Source organism: Streptomyces sp. NPDC103540 (genome assembly GCF_055584445.1).
Window position 1 is genome coordinate 92,984 of the sequence record NZ_JBVJMA010000001.1, and the last position, 21,982, is coordinate 114,965.

17 protein-coding genes are annotated in these 21,982 nt (G+C 75.1%); 6 read left to right on the forward strand and 11 right to left on the reverse strand.

Translation table 11 applies throughout. The annotated features are described in order from the left end of the window. The first annotated feature begins 118 nt into the window (after positions 1-118). Entirely contained in the window at positions 119-712 is a 594-nt protein-coding gene (locus ACZ6ZI_RS00420) for a hypothetical protein (protein ID WP_469513893.1), read from the forward strand. Here the strand turns inward: ACZ6ZI_RS00420 and ACZ6ZI_RS00425 are convergent. The 3 genes from ACZ6ZI_RS00425 to ACZ6ZI_RS00435 all read right to left on the reverse strand — a co-directional run bounded on the left by ACZ6ZI_RS00425 (position 702) and on the right by ACZ6ZI_RS00435 (position 6,558). Then, positions 702-1,910, reverse strand: a complete 1,209-nt coding sequence (locus ACZ6ZI_RS00425; protein WP_469513896.1) for an SWIM zinc finger family protein — start codon at positions 1,908-1,910, stop codon at positions 702-704. The genes ACZ6ZI_RS00420 and ACZ6ZI_RS00425 overlap by 11 nt on opposite strands. Then, a complete protein-coding gene (locus tag ACZ6ZI_RS00430; RefSeq protein WP_469513900.1) occupies positions 1,907-4,774 on the reverse strand; it encodes a DEAD/DEAH box helicase in 2,868 nt (955 codons plus the stop codon). The genes ACZ6ZI_RS00425 and ACZ6ZI_RS00430 overlap by 4 nt, the downstream gene beginning before the upstream one ends. Positions 4,775-5,016: 242 nt before the next feature. Beyond that, positions 5,017-6,558: a helix-turn-helix domain-containing protein gene (locus ACZ6ZI_RS00435; RefSeq protein WP_469513903.1), complete on the reverse strand. Its 1,542-nt coding sequence runs from the start codon at positions 6,556-6,558 to the stop codon at positions 5,017-5,019. A 110-nt stretch (positions 6,559-6,668) separates the two neighbouring features. Between ACZ6ZI_RS00435 and ACZ6ZI_RS00440 the strand changes: the two genes are divergently transcribed. Both ACZ6ZI_RS00440 and ACZ6ZI_RS00445 read left to right on the forward strand, forming a co-directional pair. Beyond that, complete coding sequence (locus tag ACZ6ZI_RS00440) at positions 6,669-7,283, forward strand: hypothetical protein (protein ID WP_469513905.1); 615 nt, start codon at positions 6,669-6,671, stop codon at positions 7,281-7,283. A 90-nt stretch (positions 7,284-7,373) separates the two neighbouring features. After that, entirely contained in the window at positions 7,374-7,634 is a 261-nt protein-coding gene (locus tag ACZ6ZI_RS00445; protein WP_469513908.1) for a DUF6343 family protein, read from the forward strand. Positions 7,635-7,685: 51 nt separating this feature from the next. Here the strand turns inward: ACZ6ZI_RS00445 and ACZ6ZI_RS00450 are convergent, their stop codons facing one another. The 4 genes from ACZ6ZI_RS00450 to rpsA all read right to left on the reverse strand — a co-directional run bounded on the left by ACZ6ZI_RS00450 (position 7,686) and on the right by rpsA (position 11,622). Beyond that, positions 7,686-8,018, reverse strand: a complete 333-nt coding sequence (locus tag ACZ6ZI_RS00450; RefSeq protein ID WP_363055815.1) for a tetratricopeptide repeat protein — start codon at positions 8,016-8,018, stop codon at positions 7,686-7,688. A 212-nt stretch (positions 8,019-8,230) separates the two neighbouring features. Next, positions 8,231-8,845 carry a dephospho-CoA kinase gene (gene coaE, locus ACZ6ZI_RS00455; RefSeq protein ID WP_469513911.1) on the reverse strand — a complete coding sequence of 205 codons (615 nt, stop codon included), beginning with the start codon at positions 8,843-8,845 and terminating at the stop codon, positions 8,231-8,233. Positions 8,846-8,906: 61 nt separating this feature from the next. Continuing rightward, positions 8,907-9,845, reverse strand: coding sequence for a PAC2 family protein (locus ACZ6ZI_RS00460; RefSeq protein ID WP_363055754.1), 939 nt, complete (start codon positions 9,843-9,845; stop codon positions 8,907-8,909). 262 nt (positions 9,846-10,107) lie between these two features. Beyond that, complete coding sequence (gene rpsA / locus ACZ6ZI_RS00465; RefSeq protein WP_363055755.1) at positions 10,108-11,622, reverse strand: 30S ribosomal protein S1; 1,515 nt, start codon at positions 11,620-11,622, stop codon at positions 10,108-10,110. Between the two features lie 364 nt (positions 11,623-11,986). Here rpsA and ACZ6ZI_RS00470 point away from each other — a divergent pair, with 364 nt between their 5' ends. Then, complete coding sequence (locus tag ACZ6ZI_RS00470) at positions 11,987-12,835, forward strand: class I SAM-dependent methyltransferase (protein ID WP_469513914.1); 849 nt, start codon at positions 11,987-11,989, stop codon at positions 12,833-12,835. Position 12,836: 1 nt separating this feature from the next. Next, positions 12,837-15,461, forward strand: a complete 2,625-nt coding sequence (gene hrpB / locus ACZ6ZI_RS00475) for an ATP-dependent helicase HrpB (RefSeq protein ID WP_469513916.1) — start codon at positions 12,837-12,839, stop codon at positions 15,459-15,461. On the opposite strand, the gene pgfA is transcribed toward hrpB, so the two are convergent. The 3 genes from pgfA to ACZ6ZI_RS00490 all read right to left on the reverse strand — a co-directional run bounded on the left by pgfA (position 15,451) and on the right by ACZ6ZI_RS00490 (position 18,036). Further along, entirely contained in the window at positions 15,451-16,443 is a 993-nt protein-coding gene (gene pgfA, locus ACZ6ZI_RS00480) for a cell envelope lipid trafficking protein PgfA (RefSeq protein WP_469513919.1), read from the reverse strand. The two genes, hrpB and pgfA, sit on opposite strands and share 11 nt — an antisense overlap. Before the next feature lie 12 nt (positions 16,444-16,455). Beyond that, complete coding sequence (locus tag ACZ6ZI_RS00485) at positions 16,456-16,596, reverse strand: SPW_0924 family protein (RefSeq protein ID WP_356879988.1); 141 nt, start codon at positions 16,594-16,596, stop codon at positions 16,456-16,458. Between the two features lie 135 nt (positions 16,597-16,731). Further along, positions 16,732-18,036, reverse strand: a complete 1,305-nt coding sequence (locus ACZ6ZI_RS00490; protein WP_469513922.1) for a lytic transglycosylase domain-containing protein — start codon at positions 18,034-18,036, stop codon at positions 16,732-16,734. 146 nt (positions 18,037-18,182) lie between these two features. Between ACZ6ZI_RS00490 and ACZ6ZI_RS00495 the strand changes: the two genes are divergently transcribed. After that, a complete protein-coding gene (locus tag ACZ6ZI_RS00495) occupies positions 18,183-19,055 on the forward strand; it encodes a DUF4184 family protein (protein ID WP_469513925.1) in 873 nt (290 codons plus the stop codon). A gap of 40 nt (positions 19,056-19,095) precedes the next feature. On the opposite strand, the gene polA is transcribed toward ACZ6ZI_RS00495, so the two are convergent. Then, a complete protein-coding gene (polA, locus tag ACZ6ZI_RS00500; RefSeq protein WP_469513929.1) occupies positions 19,096-21,816 on the reverse strand; it encodes a DNA polymerase I in 2,721 nt (906 codons plus the stop codon). Positions 21,817-21,982: the final 166 nt, after the last annotated feature.

Genomic DNA, 21,982 nt, shown 5'->3' on the forward strand with positions numbered 1-21,982 from the left:
CCTTCCGGAAGGGTTTCGGGGACTTCGCGCCCCGTACCGGAGACAACGCCGTGAACCCGTTCGGGTTATAGAGACGGTAGGCATTTCACTCCATCGTGTACGGGGTACTTCCTACTTCATGACTGAACGACCGCTGCTCCTTCTCGACGTGGACGGTCCGCTCAACCCCTTCCGGTCCCTGTTCGCCGGGCTGCGCGGGTACACGAGCCACCGCATGCGCCCCGACGTCTGGCTCTCCTACCGCGACCCCGACTCGCGCGCCGCCCGGCGCGGCACGCGGGTGCGCCTGCACCCCCGGCACGGCGCCCGGCTCCGGGCCCTGCCCTTCGAACTGGCCTGGGCGACGGCGTGGACCCACCAGGCCAACACCCTGATCGCCCCGCACATCGGGCTCCCCGAGGACCTTCCCGTCGTGGAGTGGCCGGAACTCTTCGCCCAGGACCCCGACGGGCTGTTCTGGAAGACCCGCCCCCTGCTCGACTGGGCGGCCGGACGCCCCTTCGCCTGGGTCGACGACATGATCACCCCCCGCGACCGCGCGTGGGTGGCCGCCCATCACCCGGCGCCGGCCCTGCTGTTGCGGGTGCACCCCCGACACGGTCTGCGCGAACGGGACTTCGTCACCCTGGCCGGCTGGGCCGCCGGCCTCGCCACCGGACGCGACGGCGACGCCGGGCGCGACGGCGAGCCCGGGCGGGGGCTCACGGCCTGAGGACGCCGAGGGGGTCCGGGGAGGCCGGGGCGGGCGTGGGCCACCAGTCCTCGTCCCCCGGCCGGGACTCGTAGGCGTACCAGAGGCCCTCGCGGCCGAGCCGGAGCTGACGCCCGGACGCCGTCAGGCGGTTGCGCTCGGGCCGGAAGGAGCCCAGGCCGGCGGCGAGGAGGATCGGACGGGCCCGGTCGAAGGGCCCCGCCGGCGGGTCCCAGGGTTCGTCGAGGACGGTGAGGGCCGCCAGGCCGCCCTGGCGCCAGGCCGCGGCCGCGCGCGCCAGCTCCGTGGTGGTGCGGCCGGTGGCGCGGGCCAGGTCGCGGTAGAGGGACCGGGCGGTACCGGTCAGGCCGGCGGTCGGGTGCGCGGACGCCAGTCGGACCGCGTCCTGCCACAGGCTCAGGCCCGCGGTCGGGTCGTCCCCCGTGGTCAGCAGGGTGAGCGCGCGGACCGCGGCGTCGGCGGCGAGCTGGTCCAGCGCGAGGGGATCGGGCGCCACCGGGTCCGCCGGACAGGCGGGCGGCAGGCCCACGGCGGCGGGCACGGCCGGCGGTGCGGGCAGCGGCGGCAGGACGGTGCGGGCGACGGCTTCGCGGGCCGACACCCCGGGGAAGTCCATTGCGGCGTCGGGCTGTTCGCGCGCGGCGTGGGCGGCGCTGCGCCGGGCCAGGTCGTCGAGCAGTTCCCGCTCGCCCCGACCGCGCAGCAGCAGGACGACGAAGGGGTCCTCGTCGAGCAGTCGGGCCGCCCGGTGGCACAGGGCGGCGGCGTGCTTGCAGGGGCCCCGGCCGGTGTCCGGGCAGGAGCAGCGCGGCGCCGGCTCGCCCACGCCCGGCAGGACGGATGCGGCGAGGGACCGCGGCACCTCGCGCTCCAGCAGCGCCCCGAGGACGGCCGGGTCCGCCGCGACCCCCTCCAGGACCTCGTCCCACTCGGCGTCGGTGAAGACGCCCAGGCTCAGCTCCGTGCGGTACGGGCGCGGCCGACCGCCCCGTACGTACGCCACGATCCGCCCGGGGGTGATGGTGACGGCGTCGACGTGCCCCTCGGCCGCGTACGTCCGACCGCGCGCCAGGCGGGCCGGGTCGTGCGCCCGCTCCTCCAGGGCGGCCACCCACGCGCGACCCCACCAGGTCTGCGCGTCGATACCGGGCGGCACGGTCTCGAAGGTGCGGCGGCGGTCGTCCCGGGCGGTGATCACGAGGGCCTCCGCAGCGAGACGAGGTCGGCCAGTTCGCGGTCGGTCAGCTCGGTCAACGCCGCCTCGCCGGAGCCCAGGACGGCATCGGCCAGGGCCCGCTTGGCCTCCAGCAGTTCGGCGATGCGGTCCTCGACGGTGCCCTCGGCGATGATGCGGTGCACCTGGACGGGCTGGGTCTGGCCGATGCGGTAGGCGCGGTCGGTGGCCTGTTCCTCGACGGCCGGGTTCCACCAGCGGTCGTAGTGGACGACGTGACCGGCGCGGGTGAGGTTCAGGCCCGTACCGGCGGCCTTGAGGGAGAGCAGGAACACGGGGACCTCGCCGGACTGGAAGCGGTCGACGAGTTCTTGGCGCCGGGCCACGGGGGTGCCGCCGTGCAGGAGTTGGTTGGCGATGCCGCGCGCGGTGAGGTGCTTCTCCAGGATCCGGGCCATGGTGACGTACTGCGTGAAGATCAGTACGGAGCCGTCCTCGGCCAGGATGGTGTCGAGCAGTTCGTCGAGCAGGGCGAGCTTGCCCGAACGGTGCGCGATGCGGGTCTCCTCCACCGCGCCGGCGCCCCGCGCGTACTGCGCCGGGTGGTTGCAGATCTGCTTCAGCGAGCCCAGCAACTTCATGATCATGCCGCGTCGTTCGATGCCCTCGCTGCCCTCGATCACGGCCATCGCCTCGTCCACGGCGGCCTGGTAGAGCGAGACCTGTTCCCGGGTGAGGGACACCGGATGGTCGGTCTCCGTCTTCGGGGGCAGTTCGGGGGCGATGCCCGGATCGGACTTCTTGCGGCGCAACAGGAACGGCCTGACGAGCGCGGCCAGGCGGGCCACCGCGGCCTCGTTCCCGCCGTCCTCCTGCTGCTGGTGCTCCACCGGGCGCGCGTGCCGGGCCCGGAAGGTGGTGAGCGGGCCCAGCAGCCCGGGCGTGGTCCAGTCGAGGAGCGCCCACAGCTCGGAGAGGTTGTTCTCGACGGGTGTGCCGGTCAGCGCGACCCGGGCCGGTGACGGGATGGTGCGCAGCGCCTTCGCGGTGGCCGAGTTCGGGTTCTTGACGTGCTGGGCCTCGTCGGCGACGACCAGGCCCCAGGCGTGCTCCGCCAGCCGGGGGGCCGCCGCCCGCATCGTCCCGTACGTGGTGAGGACGAAGCCGCCGACCCGGTCGTCGAGGTTGCGGTCGCCCCCGTGGAAGCGGCGCACGGGGGTGTCGGGGGCGAACTTCTCGATCTCGCGCTGCCAGTTGCCCAGCAGGGAGGCCGGACAGACGACCAGCGTCGGTTCGGGGCGGGCCCGGTGCAGGTGCAGGGCGATCAGGGTGACGGTCTTGCCCAGCCCCATGTCGTCGGCCAGGCATCCGCCCAGTCCCAAGGAGGTCATCAGGTCCAACCAGGCCAGGCCCCGCAGTTGGTAGTCCCGAAGCGTCGCCCGCAGGCCGGCCGGCGCGGCGATCGCCGCCGGCTCCCCGGTGAGCCGGTCGCGCAACGCCGCCAGTGCCCCCACCGCGACGGCCGGCACCGTCTCGCCGTCGACCTCGGCCGTCCCCGTCAGTACGGTGGCCAGGGCGTCGACCGGATCGAGCAGCCCGAGCTCGCGCTTGCGGGCCTTGCGCACCAACGCCGGGTCGACGCGCACCCACTGGTCGCGCAGCCGTACGACGGGCCGGTGGGCCTGCGCGAGCGCCTCCATCTCCCCCGGAGTGAGCCGGTCCCCGCCCAGGGCGAGCTCCCAGGAGAAGGAGAAGAGGCCGGCCGCGTCGAAGAAGGCGGTGCCGTCGGTCGCCGAACCGGGGGCGGTGGAGCGGACGACCGCCGAGGCGGAGAGCGTACGGGCCAGCTCGCGCGGCCAGTGGACCAGGACCCCGACGGCCGCCAACCGGGTCGCGGCCACGCCCAAAAGGTCCTCCAGCTCCGGGTCCGACAGCGCCAGGGCATCCGGGACCGGCTGGTCGAGCAGGCGCAGCAGCGGCGGCCAGGTCCGGGCGGCGCGGCGCAGCGCGAGGACGGCGTCGACCCGGGCGCGGGCCCCGAACCCGGCGGCGGCCGTCCCCGCCCACAGCGCGGCCGCGTCGGTGACGAGCATCGGGTCGGCGAGGCTGTGGACCTGGACGACGGCGGCCCCGGCGCGGCGCACGTCCTGCGGCTCGGCCTCGTCGAACAGGCGGAAGGAGGAGAGGTCGAGGCGCAGCGAGATCCCCACGCCGGCGTCGGCGCCGGACGCCACCTGCGCGGCCCACTCCCTCAACCCGGGCACCCGCTGCGGCTCCTGCGCGGCGAACGACGCCCCGGCGGCGACCGGCGCGGCCGGGGTACGGGGCAGGGCGTCGGCCACGGCGTCGAGGAAGGCCCGCACCAGGGCCTCCGGCTCCGGCAGCGTCAGCGGGCGGCGACCGCCCAGCGGGGTGGCGTACCCCTCGTACGGCAGGGCGGCGGCGACGGCGCGCAGGTAGCCGACGTCCTGCGCGTCGAGGGGGCCCGCGCGCCAGGCGTCGACCCCCTCGGGGGTGAGCCCGGGCAGCAGCCGGCCGCGCGCGACGAGGGTCAGCGCCTGGGCCGCGGCCGTGCCCCAGGCGCGGGTCGCGGGATGCGCGGCGCGGCTGCGGCTCGCCCGCGCCAGCAGCGGCAGGGCCTCGACCACGGACAGGGTCACGGCGGGCACGGTACGGGTCCGCACGCCCGCCCCGTGCGGGCGGACCACCCGCAGCGAGCGCGCGCCCCCGGTCCCGGCTCCCTCCCCGGCCTCGGAGAGGGTCTCGGGGAAGGGGTCGCCCTCCGGACTCCAGAATGCGAACCGGCCCTCGCGGGGGACGGCGGCGGGCAGGAACACGGCGGCCCGACGCAGCAACGGATGCGGCTCCGCCTGCGGCTGCGCGGTCATGTCGTCCCCCTTCCCGGTCCCGGTCCGGGCGTGCCGCACACGGCACGCCCACTGCCGCCGAGTCTAGGCGGGCCCACTGACAACACCGCTGACCTGCGCGAACGCCGACCCCCACGCGGCCCGCCCCAGGGCCTGCCGTCCATCTCCCGCCTGCCCCGCGACGCCCGGCACGCCGAGAGCACGCACCGGACGCCGCGGGGCCGCCCTCCGGGCGACGACGGGAGTTGACGACAGGGCCTGGGTCAGCGGGCCCAGCGGCCCAGCTCGCCCGCGAACCCGTACAGCGGCCGTCCCGCCGTCGGGGCCACGCGCCACGCCCGTCCCCCTCCGTCGTCGAGCCGCAGGGTGCCCGATCCGCCCGGGGAGCTCCAGCGCAGGTCGAGGGACCAGTCGCAGTCGCATCCCGTGGTGGCCGCCTCCACCCGCAGGACGACCGGCTCGGCGGCCGAGACCCGCATCGGGAAGCTCGGGGCGGGCAGCGCCTCGCCGGAGTCGTTGCCCGCCACGGGGCGGGCCAGCGGCCGGGGCGCGTCCAGGTTGACCGCGAAGGTCGCCGGTGTGAGCGCTCCGCCGCAGCCCTGCGACATCCCGTAGACGTTCCAGGCCGGCGGGCTGCGCCGCGCGGTTACCCGCACCTCCATCCCCTCCAGCACCACGGCCCCCTCGCCCGTCCCGTGGACGGTGGCCTCCACGATCTGGCTCCCGGCGTGCACCGCCCCCTGCGCCCGCGCCCAGGCCGGCGCGTCCGCCTCCACGGGCGGTGCGGGGACGGCCGCGGGGGCCCGCTCGGAGAGGTAGCGGTGGTCGCAGGCCCCGGCCCACACGTGCGACCGCACTGCGGCCTTGAGCGGGGCCGCCCCCGACGCGGGCGGGGGCGTCGCGGCGGGCGGGGGCGGCGGAGCGGACCCGGCCGACCCGGCCGACCCGGCCGCGCCGCCGGCCGCGGGCCCGCCCGGTGCGGCGTCCGACGGCGTGCCCGTCGGCGACCCGGCGCCGCTCGGCGACGCTCCCGCCGACGCGCCGTCCGGGCCCGGGCTCGTCGCCCCCGGCCCGGACGGGGACCCTCCGGCGCTGCCCGTCGGCCCCGCCGAGGCGAGGCCTGCGGGCCCGCCGATGCCCGCCGCGCCCGTCGCGAGCCCGTCCGGCCCCCGTACGACCATCGCCACCGTGACCGCCGCGGCGGCGGCCACCGCCACCCCGGCCGCGGCCACGGCGAACGCCCGCCGTCGGCGGACGACCGGCACCGGCCCGGGCGCGACCTCCACGACGGGACCCTCCGCGAGCCCGTCCCCCGCCTCCCGAGCCTGCGAAGCCTGCCGCGCGCCCGCACCCGGATCGGCGCCCGCGTCCGGCTCCGGATCCTGTTCCGCGCCCGCGACGGGCCCCGGCCCCGGCTCCGGCTCCGGCTCCGGCTCCGGCTCCGGCTCCGGCTGTCGTTCCGCGATCGGACTCCCCGCAACCGCCCGCCGCCGCGCGTCCGCCAGCAGCCAGGCCCGGTGCAGCCCGAGCGCCTCGTCGCGGCTCGCCCCGCAGGCCCGCGCGAAGCGGTCCACCGCCGCGAACTCGGCCGGCACCGCGTCCCCGTTGCAGTACCGGTGCAGCGTCGACGTACTGGTGTGCAACCTGCGCGCGAGCGTGCCGTAGCTGAGACCCGCGCGCTCCTTCAGCCCCCTCATCAGCCGTGCGAGAGCCTCCGCCTCGCCCGACCTTCCTGCCTCGCCCACTACTCCCCCGTCCCGTGTCCCCGTTCCATGGAAACGATGTTCCCCCAGGTCGGGGGCCATACGGGCGTTCCAGTGTCCCGATTCCGCCACAGCCTCTCGCCCCCTCCCGACCGGCCGGGCAATGCTGTGGACACATCGCACCTCGACCGCACCTCTCACGGGGAGACCACGTGTTCCGTCGTACCGGCACCTCCGCCCTCGCCACCTCCGCCCTCGCGGCGGCTGCCGCCCTCGTCCTCACCACCTCGACCACCGCCACGGCCGCCACCGCGCCCGGGTTCCTGAACGGCACCGACCTCCCGCCGCACGCCTCCTCCCCCTGGTTCGCGGGCAAGGTGACCAAGGGCCTGCCGGAGACCACCCCGTTCTGCCTGGAGGGGGTGCTGCCCGCGACGGGCGCCTGGCACCGGGGTTTCCACACCGACGTCGACGCCGGCGCCGTCCAGATCTCGGTGCGCACGGCCTCCGACGCGGCCGCCGCCAAGCTGGTAACCGCCCTGGAGCGCAAGGTGGCCGCCTGCGCCGCCGACTGGCTGCGCAAGACGCCCGGCGGCACGGCCTCCTGGCAGGACTACGGGAAGCTGACGGTCGAGGAGGGCGCGCACGTCTACGGGGTCGACACCTCGATCCCGGAGTCCGAGCCGGGCGTGCACCTCTTCGGCATCGGGCGGGACGGCTCCACGGTCACCGTCGTGAACTGGGGACAGATGGGGCACCTCACCGACGCCCCGGTGCCCGCCTTCAAGCAGACCACCGTCAAGGCCGTGAACAAGCTGAACCCCTGATCCGACCCTCCACCCGGGCCGGCCCGCCCGCCCGGTCCCTGCCGCGTGGCAGCATGGAAGGGGGGCTTCGACACGGGACGGGGCGATGCCATGCGCACCGGAAGCGAGCCGGTGACCGCCCGCAGTCCGCTGCGGCTGCGGTTCTGGCTGAGTCTGTGGGGGATGATCTGGGCCGCCGCCGGCGCGGCCGTGTTCTCGGTCGTCGGCCGGGTCGGCTGGGCGGCGGCCTGCGCGGCGCTCGTCGTGCTGACGGCCGTGGACCTGGTCGTCGTCCTCCGGCACATCCATCAGGGCCCGCACTACCAGCCGGGCCGTGACGTGCCCCCGTACGATCCCCCGCACACGCGCTGAACCCGGCCGCGCGGGGCCCCGCGTCCCGGGGCCCCGCGCGGCCTCGGCGTGCTACGCGTCGAAGCCCGCGGCGGCCACGTACTCGGGCTGCGGGTCGAGGGCGGCGGCGAGGCGGAAGTGCCGGCGGGCCCGCTCCTCGCGCCCGGAACGCTGGTGGGTGCGGGCGAGCGCGAAGTGGGCGAAGGCGTTGTCCGGCTCCCGCTCCAGGACGAGCTCGAATTCGAGCTCGGCGGCCCGCAGCTGCGCGGACGCGAAGAAGGCCCGGGCGCGCAGCAGCCGGGCGGCGGTGTTCTCGGGGTGGGCGGCTATGACGGAGTCGAGCAGCCGGACGGCGCCTCTCGGGTCGCGGGCCGCGAGGAGCTGCTCGGCGGCCCGGTAGTCGATGACGTGGGTCTCCGGGCTGACGGCGCCCGGCGCAGGGGGCCGCGGGTCGCGGGACGGTCGCTCGGGCGGCGGGGGCGTGGTGTCGGACACAGTGCTTTCCTTCCCTCTACGCCCGCCTTCAACGCCGGACGCGCCGCCGGCTGTTCCGAGGGGCCGGCCGACGGGCCCGGGCCGCCCGGGCGCCACGGCGCCCCGGACCACCCCGAACCGGCTCAGGCCGGCTTCGCCGCCGCGGCCGCCCGTTCGACGAGGTCCCGCCACACCGCGCGCACCTGCGGCTCCAGCGCCTCCAGGGGCCCGTCGTTGTCGATCACGAGCGTGGCCACCGCCAGCCGCTGTTCGCGGGTGGCCTGCGCGGCCATGCGGGAGCGGGCCTCGTCCTCGGTCATCCCGCGCAGCCCGGTGAGCCGGGCCAGCTGCGTCGCGGGGGCCGCGTCGACGACCACGACGAGGTCGTACAGCGGTGCGAGCCCGTTCTCGGTGAGCAGCGGTACGTCGTGCACGACGATCGCGTCGGCGCCGGCGGCGGCCTCCAGTTCCGCGGAGCGGGCTCCGACGAGCGGGTGCACGATCGCGTTGAGCGTCCGCAGCTTCTCCGGGTCGGTGAAGACCACGGCTCCGAGCGCGGGCCGGTCGAGTCGTCCGTCGGCGGTCAGGACCGCTTCCCCGAAGGCATCCACCACGGCCGCGAGACCGGGCGTGCCCGGTTCGACGACCTCGCGCGCGATCCGGTCGGCGTCCACGACGACCGCCCCGTACCCCGCCAGCAGCCGCGAGACCTCGCTCTTGCCGGCACCGATTCCGCCTGTCAGGCCCACTTTCAACATGGTGAGCACCCTAGGGCCCGGGGCGCGGACGCGCCGGCCCCGGGTACCGGTCCCCGACGGCCTACGCCTCGCCCTCGCGCTCCGCGAGGAAGCGCTCGAACTCGCGCCCGATCTCGTCCGCCGAGGGGATCTCGGCCGGTTCGGCGATCATGTTGCCGCGGGTCTCGGCGCCGGCGGCGGCGTCGTACTGGTGCTCCAGTCCCTGGACGAGGCTGACCAGCTCCTCGTCGCCCTCGCGGATCTGCCGGTCGATCTCGGTCTGCGTGCGGTGGGCCTCCGTGCGCAGGGCGTGCGCCACCGCCGGCAGGACCAGCCCGGTCGCGGCCGTGATGGCCTCCAGCGCGGTCAGCGCGGCGTCCGGGTACGGGGAGCGGGCGACGTAGTGCGGGACGTGCGCCGCGACGCCGAGCACGTCGTGCCCGGACTGGCCGAGGCGGAACTCGACGAGCGATTCGGCGCTGCCGGGGACCTGGGCCTCGTCGAAGGGGCTGCGGTGTCCGGGCATCAGGTCGGTGCGGTTGCCGTGCGGGGTGATGCCGACGGGCCGGGTGTGGGGCACGCCCATGGGGATGCCGTGGAAGTTGACCGAAAGCCGTACGCCGAGCCGCTCGACGATCTGGCGGACGGCGAGGGCGAAGCGCTCCCACTCGACGTCGGGCTCGGGGCCGGACAGCAGCAGGAAGGGGGCGCCGGTGGCGTCCTGGACGAGGCGGACCTCCAGGCGGGGCTCCTCGAAGTCCGCCCAGTGGTCGCGCTGGAAGGTCAAGAGCGGTCGCCGGGCGCGGTAGTCCACGAGCCGGTCGGCGTCGAAGCGGGCCACCACCTGGTGGGGCAGGGTGTCGAGGAGTCGCTCGACGATCTGCTCGCCGGTCTCGCCGGCGTCGATGTAGCCCTCGAAGTGGTAGAGCATGACCAACCCGGCCGAGTCCTGGGCCAGCGCCAGGTCGGCCACCGCCAGGCCCTTGGCGTCCCATTCGTACAGACCCTGTGGATCAAGCACCGTCACCACTCCTCCCTCGCCGCGTGTTCTCTGCACAGAACGTCCAAGGCGGGCCCGCCATTCCCCAGTTGGCCGGTTTCGTGTGAACACGGCGTGACGCGGGGCCGGCGGCGGGACGCCGCGGCGCCCGCCCGAGCCCTGGGGATTCCTTCGGCGCGTCTCCGGGAAACGCGGCGAGGCCCGCCCCCCGAAGGGGACGGGCCTCGTCGTCGGACTCAGTTCGACTCACGCCGTGGCGTGGAGTCGATGCCGTGCGCTGCGATCAGCTCTGGCCGCCGGCCAGCTTCTCGCGGAGCGCGGCGAGGGCCTCGTCGGACGCCAGGGCGCCGGAGGTCTCGTCCGCACCCTCGGAGGAGTAGGAACCACCCGAGATGCCCGCACCGGCGTTGCCACCGGCGGCCGGGGCGGCAGCGCCCTCGGCAGCGGCGGCCTCGTCGGCCTCGCGGCTCTTGATGACCTGCGCCTGGTGCTGCTCGAAGCGGACCTGCGCCTCGGCGTACTGGCGCTCCCACGTCTCGCGCTGGGTCTCGTAGCCCTCGAGCCAGTCGTTGGTCTCGGGGTCGAAGCCCTCGGGGTAGATGTAGTTGCCCTGGTCGTCGTAGGACGCGGCCATGCCGTACAGGGTCGGGTCGAACTCGACCGACGCCGGGTCGGCACCGAAGGACTCGTTGGCCTGCTTGAGGGACAGCGAGATCCGGCGACGCTCGAGGTCGATGTCGATGACCTTGACGAAGATCTCGTCGTTGACCTGGACGACCTGCTCCGGGATCTCCACGTGGCGCTCGGCCAGCTCGGAGATGTGGACCAGACCCTCGATGCCCTCGTCCACGCGGACGAACGCACCGAACGGAACCAGCTTGGTGACCTTACCCGGGACGACCTGGCCGATCTGGTGGGTCCGGGCGAACTGCTGCCACGGGTCCTCCTGCGTCGCCTTCAGCGACAGGGAGACGCGCTCGCGGTCCATGTCCACGTCGAGGACCTCGACGGTGACTTCCTGACCGACCTCGACGACCTCGGACGGGTGGTCGATGTGCTTCCAGGACAGCTCGGAGACGTGCACGAGACCGTCGACGCCGCCCAGGTCCACGAAGGCACCGAAGTTGACGATCGAGGAAACGACGCCGGAGCGGACCTGACCCTTCTGCAGGGTGGTGAGGAACGTCTGGCGAACCTCGGACTGGGTCTGCTCGAGCCAGGCACGGCGGGACAGGACCACGTTGTTGCGGTTCTTGTCCAGCTCGATGATCTTCGCCTCGAGCTCCTTGCCCACGTAGGGCTGGAGGTCGCGGACGCGGCGCATCTCGACGAGAGAGGCCGGGAGGAAGCCGCGGAGGCCGATGTCGAGGATGAGACCACCCTTGACGACCTCGATGACGGTACCGGTGACGATGCCGTCTTCTTCCTTGATCTTCTCGATCGTGCCCCAGGCACGCTCGTACTGAGCGCGCTTCTTGGACAGGATCAGGCGGCCTTCCTTGTCCTCCTTCTGGAGAACCAGGGCCTCGATCTCGTCGCCGACCTTGACGACCTCGTTCGGGTCGACGTCGTGCTTGATCGAGAGCTCGCGGCTCGGGATCACGCCTTCCGTCTTGTAACCGATGTCGAGCAGGACCTCGTCCCGGTCGACCTTCACGATGACGCCGTCGACGATGTCGCCGTCGTTGAAGTACTTGATCGTCTCGTCGATCGCGGCCAGGAAGGCTTCCGCGTTACCGATGTCGTTGACCGCTACCTGCGGAGGGGTGGTGGCGGTGGTCTCGGTGCTGCTCGTCATGTGGGAAAGGGCTCCGGTTACGGACAGAAAGTCGTAGGTACTGCTACGCCGGGAGCCCTTATCGGCATCTGCCGAAGAAGCCGGACAGCCAAAGAAGCCCGAATCCCCGAAGGGGGAGGGGCCTCGAAAACCGAGGGGACATCAACAGATGCAAGCGCAGCCTGCTAGGTCTGAGGAGCACAGGCTCGCAGCGCAACTTGTAGCATACGGGGGCAGCCGGACAGGGTCAATGCGCGAACGCCCACAGCGCGGGCAGATGACCGCATAACCGGCACAATTCGTGGGCGGGGACGCCGTGATGGGCCGTCCACATCCGCCGCACATCCCTTTCGCGACGCATCCGCAGACTACGACGACGGGCCCCATGAACCAAGAGGACTACGCCCCCGAAGACGCCTACGGGGCCGGCGACGGCGCCGAGGACGACGCCGAGGCCACCCGGCGGGAAGCCGGCGAGGCGGAGAGCAGCCGCGCGAGCCGGGGCTGGTGGGACCGCAACGCCGACGAGTACCAGAGCGAGCACGGCGCCTTCCTCGGCGACGACCGCTTCGTCTGGGGGCCCGAGGGCCTCGACGAGGCCGACGCCGCCCTCCTGGGCCCGGCGGACTCCCTCGCGGGCAAGGACGTCCTGGAGATCGGCGCCGGCGCGGCCCAGTGCTCCCGCTGGCTCGCCGCGCGCGGCGCCCGCCCCGTCGCCCTGGACCTCTCCCACCGCCAGCTCCAGCACGCCCTGCGCATCGGCGGGGACGTCCCCCTGGTGGAGGCCGACGCCGGCCGGCTGCCCTTCCGCGACGCCTCCTTCGACCTCGCCTGCTCCGCCTACGGCGCGGTCCCCTTCGTCTCCGACCCGGTCAACGTCATGCGCGAGGTCCACCGCGTCCTGCGCCCCGGCGGCCGCTGGGTCTTCTCGGTCACCCATCCGATCCGCTGGGCCTTCCCCGACGAGGCTGGCCCCGAGGGCCTGTCCGTCTCCGCCTCCTACTTCGACCGGACGCCCTACGTCGAACAGGACGAGCGGGGCCGCGCCGTCTACGTCGAGCACCACCGCACCGTCGGCGACCGGGTCCGCGACGTGGTCGCCGGCGGCTTCCGCCTGGTGGACCTCGTCGAGCCGGAGTGGCCCGCCTGGAACGACCAGGAGTGGGGCGGCTGGTCCCCGCTGCGCGGCAACCTGATCCCCGGGACCGCGATCTTCGTCTGCGAGCGCGACTGACGTGATCCGCACCGCCGCCCTCGACTCCCTGCCCGTACGGGAGGTGCTGCCCGCGCTCACCGCGGCCCTGGACGCCCACGGCGCGGCCGTGCTGTGCGCGCCGCCCGGCACCGGAAAGACCACGCTGGTGCCGCTGGTGCTGGCGGGGCTGGTGGGGGGTGGGGTGCGGCGCAGGGTGGTCGTGGCCGAGCCCCGGCGGATCGCCGCCCGGGCGGCGGCGCGCCGGATGGCCTGGCTGCTGGGCGAGGCCGCGGGCGGCTCGGTCGGCTTCACCGTGCGCGGCGAGCGGGTGGCGGGCCCCGACACGGTCGTGGAGGTGGTCACCACCGGCGTCCTGCTCCAGCGCCTCCAGCGCGACCAGGAACTGGCCGGCGTGGACGTGGTGGTCCTGGACGAGTGCCACGAGCGGCACCTCGACGCCGACACCGCCGCCGCCTTCCTCCTGGACGTGCGCGGGACCCTGCGCCCGGAGCTGCGCCTGGTGGCGGCCTCGGCGACGACCGACGCGGCCGGCTGGGCCCGGCTGCTGGGCGGCGCGGACGGGGACGCCCCGGTGGTGGAGGCGGCCGGGGTGGCCCACCCGGTGGAGACGGTGTGGGCGCCGCCGGCGCGGCCGGTGCGCCCGCCGCACGGCACGCGGGTGGATCCGGCGCAGCTGGCGCACGTGGCGTCGGTGGTGCGCAGGGCGCTCGCGGAGCGTTCGGGGGACGTGCTGTGCTTCCTGCCGGGCGTGGGCGAGCTGGCGAAGGTCGCCGGGCTGCTGGGCGGGGTGGACGCGCGGGTGCTCCAGGTGCACGGGCGGGCGCCGGCCGAGGTGCAGGAGGAGGCGCTGACGGCCTCGGCGCAGCGGCGGGTGATCCTGGCGACGGCGGTCGCGGAGTCCAGCCTGACCGTGCCGGGGGTGCGGGTGGTCGTGGACGCCGGGCTGGCCCGCGAGCCCCGGGTGGACCACGCCCGCGGGCTGGGGGCCCTGGCGACCGTACGGGCGTCCCGCGCGGCGGGCCGCCAGCGCGCCGGCCGGGCCGGGCGGGAGGCGCCCGGGACGGTGTATCGCTGCTGGGACCGGGCGGAGGACGGGCGGCTGCCGGCTTTCCCCCCGCCGGAGATCCGGGTCGCGGACCTGGCCCGGTTCGCGTTGGAGGCGGCCTGCTGGGGCGATCCGGACGCGTCGGGGCTGGCGCTGCCGGATCCGCCGCCGGCCGGGGCGATGGCCGCGGCCCGGGAGGTGCTCCTCGCGGTGGGGGCGGTGGACCCCGCCGGGCGGCCCACCGCGCGCGGGCGCCGGATGGTCCGCATGGGGGTGCACCCCCGGCTGGCGCGGGCGCTGCTGGACGGGGCGCAGGCGCTCGGCGCGCGGCGGGCCGCGGAGGTGGTGGCCCTGCTGAGCGAGGAGCCCCCGCGCGGTCACGGGGACGACCTGGCGGGTGCCTGGCGCGCGGCGCGGGCCGGCGGGGACGCGTACGCCGCCCGCTGGCGGGCCGAGGCGCGCCGGCTGGAGCGGGCCGTGGGCTCGGGCGCGGGCACGGAGCGGGCCGTGGGCGCGGGCTCGGGCACGGAGCGGGCCGTGGGCTCGGACGCGGGCGCGGAGCGGGCCTCGGGCTCGGGCGCGGAGCGGGGCCGGGGCGGGTCGGGCGGCCGGGCGGGTGACGACGCCGCGGCCGGTCTGGTGGCCGCGCTCGCCTTCCCGGAGCGGGTGGCGCGGGCGCGGGGCGCGGGGACGTTCCTGATGGCCTCGGGGACCGGGGCCGAGGCGGACGGCGGGTCGACGCTGCGCGAGGCACCCTGGCTGGCGGTGGCCGTGGCCGACCGGCCCCCGCACGCGGCGTCGGCGCGGGTGCGGCTGGCCGCGCCGATCGACGCGGAGACCGCGCGGGAGGCGGCGGCGCACCTGCTGTCCTCGGGCGAGGAGGTGCGGTGGGAGGACGGTGACCTGGTCGCCCGTCGCGTCGAGCGGCTCGGGGCGATCGAGCTCGTCGCGCGCCCACTGCGGGATCCCGATCCGGCGGCGGTGCGGGCCGCCCTGCTGGACGGGCTGCGGGCCGAGGGTCCGGGGCTGCTGCGCTGGTCGCCCGAGGCGCGGGCGTTGCGGGCCCGGCTCGCCTTCCTGCACCGGACTCTGGGCGGGGCCTGGCCGGACGTGGCGGACGACGGGGCGCTGCTGGAGCGGGCCGACGAGTGGTTGGAGCCCGAGCTGTCCCGGGCCCGCCGCCGGGCCGACCTGGCCCGGATCGACGCCGGGCAGGCCCTGAATCGCCTGTTGCCGTGGGCCACCGGCGAGGCGGGGCGGCTGGACGAGCTGGCGCCGGAGCGGATCGAGGTGCCCAGCGGTTCGCGGATCCGCGTCGACTACGGGGACGGCGACGGGCAGCCCGTGCTCGCGGTGAAGCTCCAGGAGCTGTTCGGGCTGGCCGAGACGCCGAGGGTGGCGGGGGTGCCGGTCCTGGTGCACCTGCTGTCGCCCGCCGGCAGGCCCGCCGCGGTCACGGCCGACCTGGCGTCGTTCTGGCAGGGCGGCTACCGGGCCGTGCGGGCCGAGCTGCGCGGGCGCTACCCGAAGCACCCGTGGCCCGAGGACCCGTCGACTGCGGAGCCGACCCGGCACACCAACGCCCGGCTCAGGCGCTGAGGCCCTCCCCCTCGCGGGGCCGGTCGTCCGGTGCGCGCCGGCCGCGCGCCTCCAGCCACAGGGCGAGGGCCAGCAGGGCGAGCCCGGCGAGGGCGGAGCCGGCGGGGGCGTAGGTGTGCAGGGCGAGGACCTTCGTACGGTTGGCGGAGACCAGCTCGAAGGTGTGGTCGGCGTAGTCGGGCCGCATCTTGACGTGTCCGGCGAAGGCGGTGAGCCGGCCGTCGGGGCCGGCCGCCGCGATGCCGCCGCGCATCTCCTGCCGGATCTCCTGCTCGGCGTTGACGGGCGCGCCCGTCACCGGGTCGACCCAGAACATCGCCTTGACCGTGTACCAGAGGCTGGTTCCGGTGCTCTGTTCGATCGTCGCGGGGTCGATGCCCTCGATGGGCATCTTCTTCGGCATGGGGACCTTGGTCCAGGGCACGGTCTGCTCGAAGTAGTAGACCTCCATGCCCCGGTAGGTGCGCGGGCCGACGTAGTGGATCGGCGAGGAGGTGCGCGTCTGCGCGTCGAAGTAGAGGTAGTCGCGGGGTTCGGTGAAGAAGGGCCACTTGAACTCGATGCCCTCGCGTTTGACGGGGTCCCCGTCGACCATCTCGCCGGTGGCGTGCACCGGTTCCTGCGTGTGGGCGTCGAAGATGTAGCGCTCGGGTATCCGGGAGACCATCTTGCCGTCGGGCCCGATGATGTACGACAGCGTGTCCCAGACGACGACGTCCTTGCCGGCGTCGGCCTCGATCTCCTCGGAGGCCTCCACGTTGCCCTTCAGGGTCTGGACGATGGTGACCTTGTCCACCTTCTTCGGCTGCATCCCTCCCGCGTAGTCGAGGAGGGTGGCGTCCTTGGCCTCCAGGACCATCTCCTGGTATTGGCCGGGCGGGATCTTCGCCAGTCGGGGGTACGCGTACCAGCGCAGCAGCGGTGCGAGGGCCGCGCAGAACACGGCGAGGGCCAGCAGGACGAGGCTCGCTCTGCGTCTCATGCCGGGCCTCCTCTACTTTCCGGGCGCGGGGGGCGCGGTGGTGAGCAGGGGCTTGGGCGAGGTCTTGCCCTCCGGGACCCCGGCGGCGGTGACGGCGAGGACGAGGGCCAGCGCGGCGGCCAGCCCGATGGCGGCGGCGACGAGTGCGCGCATGCCGGGCCTCCGGAATCTGATGGAACGTCAGGGCGGGGGCACCGTAGCAACGCGGGGGCGAGATGAGAACCGTTCGGTACGCCGCCGCCCCGTGCCGGAGCGACGGGGCGGCGGGGCGGGCGGATGTCCGCGGGATCAGGGCGTGGGGGTGGGGCGCGCGGTCGCCCGGGGGGAGGCGCTCGCCTTGGGCGAGGCGGTCGGTGTGGCCGTGGGCGCGGGGCCGGGGGTCGGACTGCCGGAGGACCCGGTCCGCGTGGGCGTCGGCGTGGGGCTGGGCGTCGGCGTCGGCGTCGGCGTGGGGGTCGGCGTCGGCGTCGGAGTGGGCGTCGGGGTCGGCGTGGGCGTCGGCGTGGGGGTCGGCGTCGGCGTCGGCGTGGGCTTCGGCGTGGGCGTCGGTGTCGGCGTCGGGGTGGGCTTCGGATCCGGCGTCGGGGTGGGCTTCGGCGTCGGGCTCGGTGTGGGCGTGGGCCGCGGCTTCGGGTCCGTCGGCTTCGGGTCCGCAGGGCCGGGCTCCGTGGGCCTCGGGCCCGCCGGAGTGCCGGCGCCCGGACCGGAACCGGCCGCGTCCGGGACCTCGTGCGCGCCCCGGAGGTAGTACGCGAACCAGGACCGCACGGTGCGCAGGTACTCCCCGGACCGGTTGTAGGAGAGCACCGCCCGGTCCAGGTCCGCCCCGACCCGCAGGTCGCGCCCGCCCGCGCACAGGTAGCGTCCGGCGGCCAGCGCCGCGTCGTGGATGTTGTTCGGGTCGCGCCGGCCGTCGCCGTCCGCGTCCTGACCCCACGCCGCCCAGGTCGACGGGATGAACTGCATCGGCCCGACGGCCCGGTCGTGACGGGCGTCGCCGTCGAAGGCGCCGCCGTCGGTGTCGGAGATGTAGGCGAAGCCGTTGCCGTCGAGGACCGGCCCCAGGATGGGGCGCAGCGTCCTGCCGGCGGCGTCGACCCGGCCGCCGTTCGCCTGCCCGGACTCCACCTTGCCGATCGCGGCGAGCAGCTGCCAACGCAGCCCGCATCCGGGGTCGTTCTCCCCCACCCGCTGCTCGGCCCGCCGGTACGCGGCGAGGACGCTCGCCGGAATCCCCTGCGCGCCCGCCGCCTCCGGGGCGACGACCGGGACCACGACCCCCGGCGCCGGCGCGACGGGCGGGGCGGCGGCCGAAGGGGCGGCCGGGTCCGGCGCCCGGCCCTCCGGCAGCAGCACGGCCGGCGGCTCCGGGCTGATCAGGGGCGGCAGTTCGGTGAAGTAGGCGGAGTCCCCGCCCGGCGCCCCGGCCGCGTCGGCGACGGGCCGCACGCGGTCCCCGTCGGCCTGCGCGCGGGCCTCGCGGCCCTGGGCGCCGGGCCCCTGGGAGGCCGTCATCGCGGCGGCGACCAGTGCCGAGACCAGCGCGGCGGCCGCTCCCCGGCGCAGGCCGCGTACGGATATTCGTGTCGTCATGAGCGGACCCCTCCCCTGGACGTCCGCGTGACCCTACGACAACTCCCTGCACAGGGCACGCACCGTGCGGGCTTGTTCACCGGATCCCCACGTACGTGCGCGGCTCACGCATACTGTGGCGACGCAAGGAATCGAGGTCGGCCCGCATGCCGTTCACACTCAGCCACGCCGCCGCCGTACTTCCGGCCCTCCACCGCGGCGGGCGGGCGCGGGGCGCGTTGGTGGCGTCGGCGCTGGTCTTCGGGTCGTTCGCGCCGGACACCGTCTTCTTCGCCGACGCCGTCGTCCCCGGCTTCATGGAGTACGGCACCTTCACGCACTCCCTGCCGGGCGTGCTCACCGTCGACGCCGTCCTGACGGCCGTGCTCGCCCTGTGCTGGCTGCTGTCGCGCGAGCCGCTCGTGGCGCTGCTGCCGCGGGCCTGGCGGGGGCGGGTGCACGCCTTCGTGCGGGGTGAGCCCTGGCACGGGCGCAGGCCGCTCGCCCTCGCGCTGTGGTTCTACGCCTCGGCGGTGACCGGGTCCCTCACCCACGTGGTCTGGGACAGCTTCACGCACGGCGACCGGTGGGGCACCGACGCGCTGCCCTCCCTGGAGGAGACCTTCGCCCTCGGCCTGCCCCTCTACACCTTCCTCCAGTACGGCACTTCGGCCCTCGCCGCCTGCGCCGTGGGCTGGTTCACGGTGACCGGCCTGCGCCGGCTGCCGGCGACTCCCGCCCCGGCGTCCGTACCGGTGCTCGGCCGCGCGGAGTCGTGGGGCGCACTGCTGCTCGTCCTGGCCTGCGCGGGGGTCGGGATCACCCTGCGGGTGATCCGCTTCTTCACCTTCCACGACCGGATCCGCAGCCCCCTCGACATCATCCCGACCGTCTGCTTCGGCGCCGGCGCCGGCCTCGCCGTCGGACTCCTGCTGTACGCGGCCCTCGTACGGCTGCGCCACCGCCCCGGCGGCTCGCCCACGGGCACCGGGGAGCCCCGCACGCGTACGCCCGTCCCCGCCGGGCGGGGACGGGCGTAGGGGCGGGCGGGCCGGCCCGGGAGCGGGCCGGCCGCCACCGTCAGTGCGCGGCGGACTCCCAGTCCGGGCCGACGCCCACCGACACGTCCAGCGGGGCCCGCAGCTCGACGGCGGCCCCCATCTCGCGCCGCACCAGTTCCTCGACGCGCTCGCGCTCGCCGGGGGCGATCTCCAGCACGATTTCGTCGTGCACCTGGAGCAGCATCCGCGAGCGCAGTCCGCCTTCGGCCAGGGCCCTGTCCACGCGCAGCATGGCGACCTTGACGATGTCGGCGGCGGTGCCCTGGATCGGGGCGTTGAGCGCCATCCGCTCGGCGGCCTCGCGGCGCTGCCGGTTGTCGCTGTTGAGGTCGGGCAGGTAGCGGCGGCGGCCGAAGACCGTCGCCGTGTAACCGGTGGCACGGGCCTCGTCGACGACCCGCTGGAGGTAGTCGCGGACCCCGCCGAACCGCTCGAAGAAGGTGTCCATCAGGCCGCGGGCCTCGGCGGGCTCGATGTTCAGCTGCTGGGCCAGACCGAACGCGGACAGCCCGTACGCCAGACCGTAGGACATGGCCTTGATCTTGCGGCGCATCTCGGCGTCGACCTCGGACCGCTCCACGCCGAACACCTGGGAGGCGACGGTGGTGTGCAGGTCCTCGCCGGAGGCGAACGCCTCGATCAGGCCCTCGTCCTCGGAGAGGTGGGCCATGACGCGCAGCTCGATCTGGCTGTAGTCGGCGGTCATCAGGGACTCGTAGCCCTCGCCGACGACGAACCCGCGGCGGATGGCACGGCCCTCGTCGGTGCGCACCGGCACGTTCTGCAGGTTCGGGTCGGTGGAGGACAACCGGCCCGTCGCGGCGACGATCTGGCTGAAGCTGGTGTGCACCCGGCCGTCGGGGGCGACGGACTTGACCAGGCCCTCGACGGTGACGCGGAGCTTGGCCTGCTCCCGGTGGCGCAGCATGATGACCGGGAGTTCGTGGTCGGTCTGCGTGGCCAGCCAGGCCAGCGCGTCGGCGTCCGTGGTGTAACCGGTCTTCGTCTTCTTCGTCTTGGGCAGGTCCAGCTCCCCGAAGAAGACCTCCTGGAGCTGCTTGGGCGAGCCGAGGTTGAACTCGTGGCCGACGGCGGCGTGCGCCTCCTTCACGGCCTGCTGCACGGCGCCCGCGAACTGCTGCTCCATGCCTTCGAGGTGGTCGCGGTCGGCGGCGATACCGGCCCGCTCCAGCCGCGCCAGCAGCTCCGAGGTGGGCAGTTCCATCCCGTGGAGCAGTTCCACGGCGCCCACCTCGGGCAGCCGGGCGGTGAAGGCGTCGCCCAGGTCGAGGACCGCGCGGGCCTGCGCCATCAGGGCGTCGGCCTCGGCGGTCTCGTCGGCCCCGAAGGCCAGCTGGCCGTCGGCGGCCGGCGGGGCCAGCTCCCGGTGCAGGTACTCGTTGGACAGCACGTCCAGCGCGAAGGACCGCCGGCCGGGCTTGACCAGGTAGGCGGCGAGGGCCGTGTCCATGGTGACGCCGGCGAGGTTCCAGCCGTGCTCGGGGAAGACCCGCATCAGGTTCTTGGCGTTGTGCACGACCTTGGGGCGCTCCGCGTCGGCGGCCCAGGCGGCGAAGGCCCGCTCGTCGGCCTCGTCCAGCGCGGTCGGCTCGAACCAGGCGGCGGCGCCGTCGGCGGACGCCAGCGCGATCTCGGCGACGTTGCCCTGGCCCAGGGCCCAGCTGTCGACGGTGGACACGCCGAGGGGGGCGTCCGCGTGCTCGCGCAGCCACGGCGCGAGCTCACCCGCGCCGAGCACCGAGCCGTCGATCTCGACGCCGGCCGCCGGGGCGGGCGCCTCCTCCTCGACCGAGCCCGGGTCCACGGCCAGGAGCCGCTCGCGCAGGGAGGCGTTGCGGATCTCCAGCACGTCCAGCACACCGGTGACGGCGGACCGGTCGTAGGGCAGTCGGGCCAGGTCGGCGGGGGTCTTGGGCAGCTCGACGTCCTTGACCATCTCGGTCAGGACCCGGTTGAGCTTGACGGCCTCCAGGTGGTCCCGGAAGTTCTGCCCGGCCTTGCCCTTGACCTCCTCGGCCCGCTCCACCAGTTCCTTGAACGAACCGAACTGGGTGATCCACTTGGCGGCGGTCTTCTCGCCGACGCCCGGGATGCCCGGCAGGTTGTCGGACGGGTCGCCGCGCAGCGCCGCGAAGTCCGGGTACTGCCGCGGGGTGAGCCCGTACTTCTCCTCGACCTTCTCCGGCGTGAAGCGGGTCAGCTCGGAGACGCCCTTGGTCGGGTAGAGCACGGTGGTGTGCTCGGAGACCAGCTGGAAGGAGTCCCGGTCGCCGGTGACGATGAGCACGTCGAAGCCGAGGGCCTCGGCCTGCGTCGCGAGCGTCGCGATCACGTCGTCGGCCTCGAAGCCGTCGACCGCGAACCGCGGCACCTTCATCGCGTCGAGGAGCTCGCCGATCAGCTCGACCTGCCCCTTGAACTCGTCGGGGGTCTTGGAACGGTTCGCCTTGTACTCGGGGAACTCCGTCGAACGCCACGTCTTGCGCGACACGTCGAACGCCACCGCGAAGTGCGTGGGCGCCTCGTCGCGCAGCGTGTTCGCCAGCATCGACGCGAAGCCGTAGATGGCGTTGGTCGGCTGGCCCGTCGCGGTCGTGAAGTTCTCCGCGGGCAGCGCGAAGAACGCCCGGTACGCCAGGGAGTGCCCGTCCATGAGCATCAGGCGGGGGCGGTCCGCCGCGGTCGTCTGGTCGGTCTGCTTCGATGCTGTCTCTGCCACGCCCCCGATCCTAGGCGCCCGCACCGACAATTCCGGCGCCGTCCGACCCGCCGCGACCGCCCACCCCCCGCGGACCCGCCGCGGACCCGGCGCCGGCCCGCCGCGAACCCGCCGCCGGGCTCCCGCCGGCGCCCGCGCCCTTCCCGCGGACCCCCGCGCCCTTCCC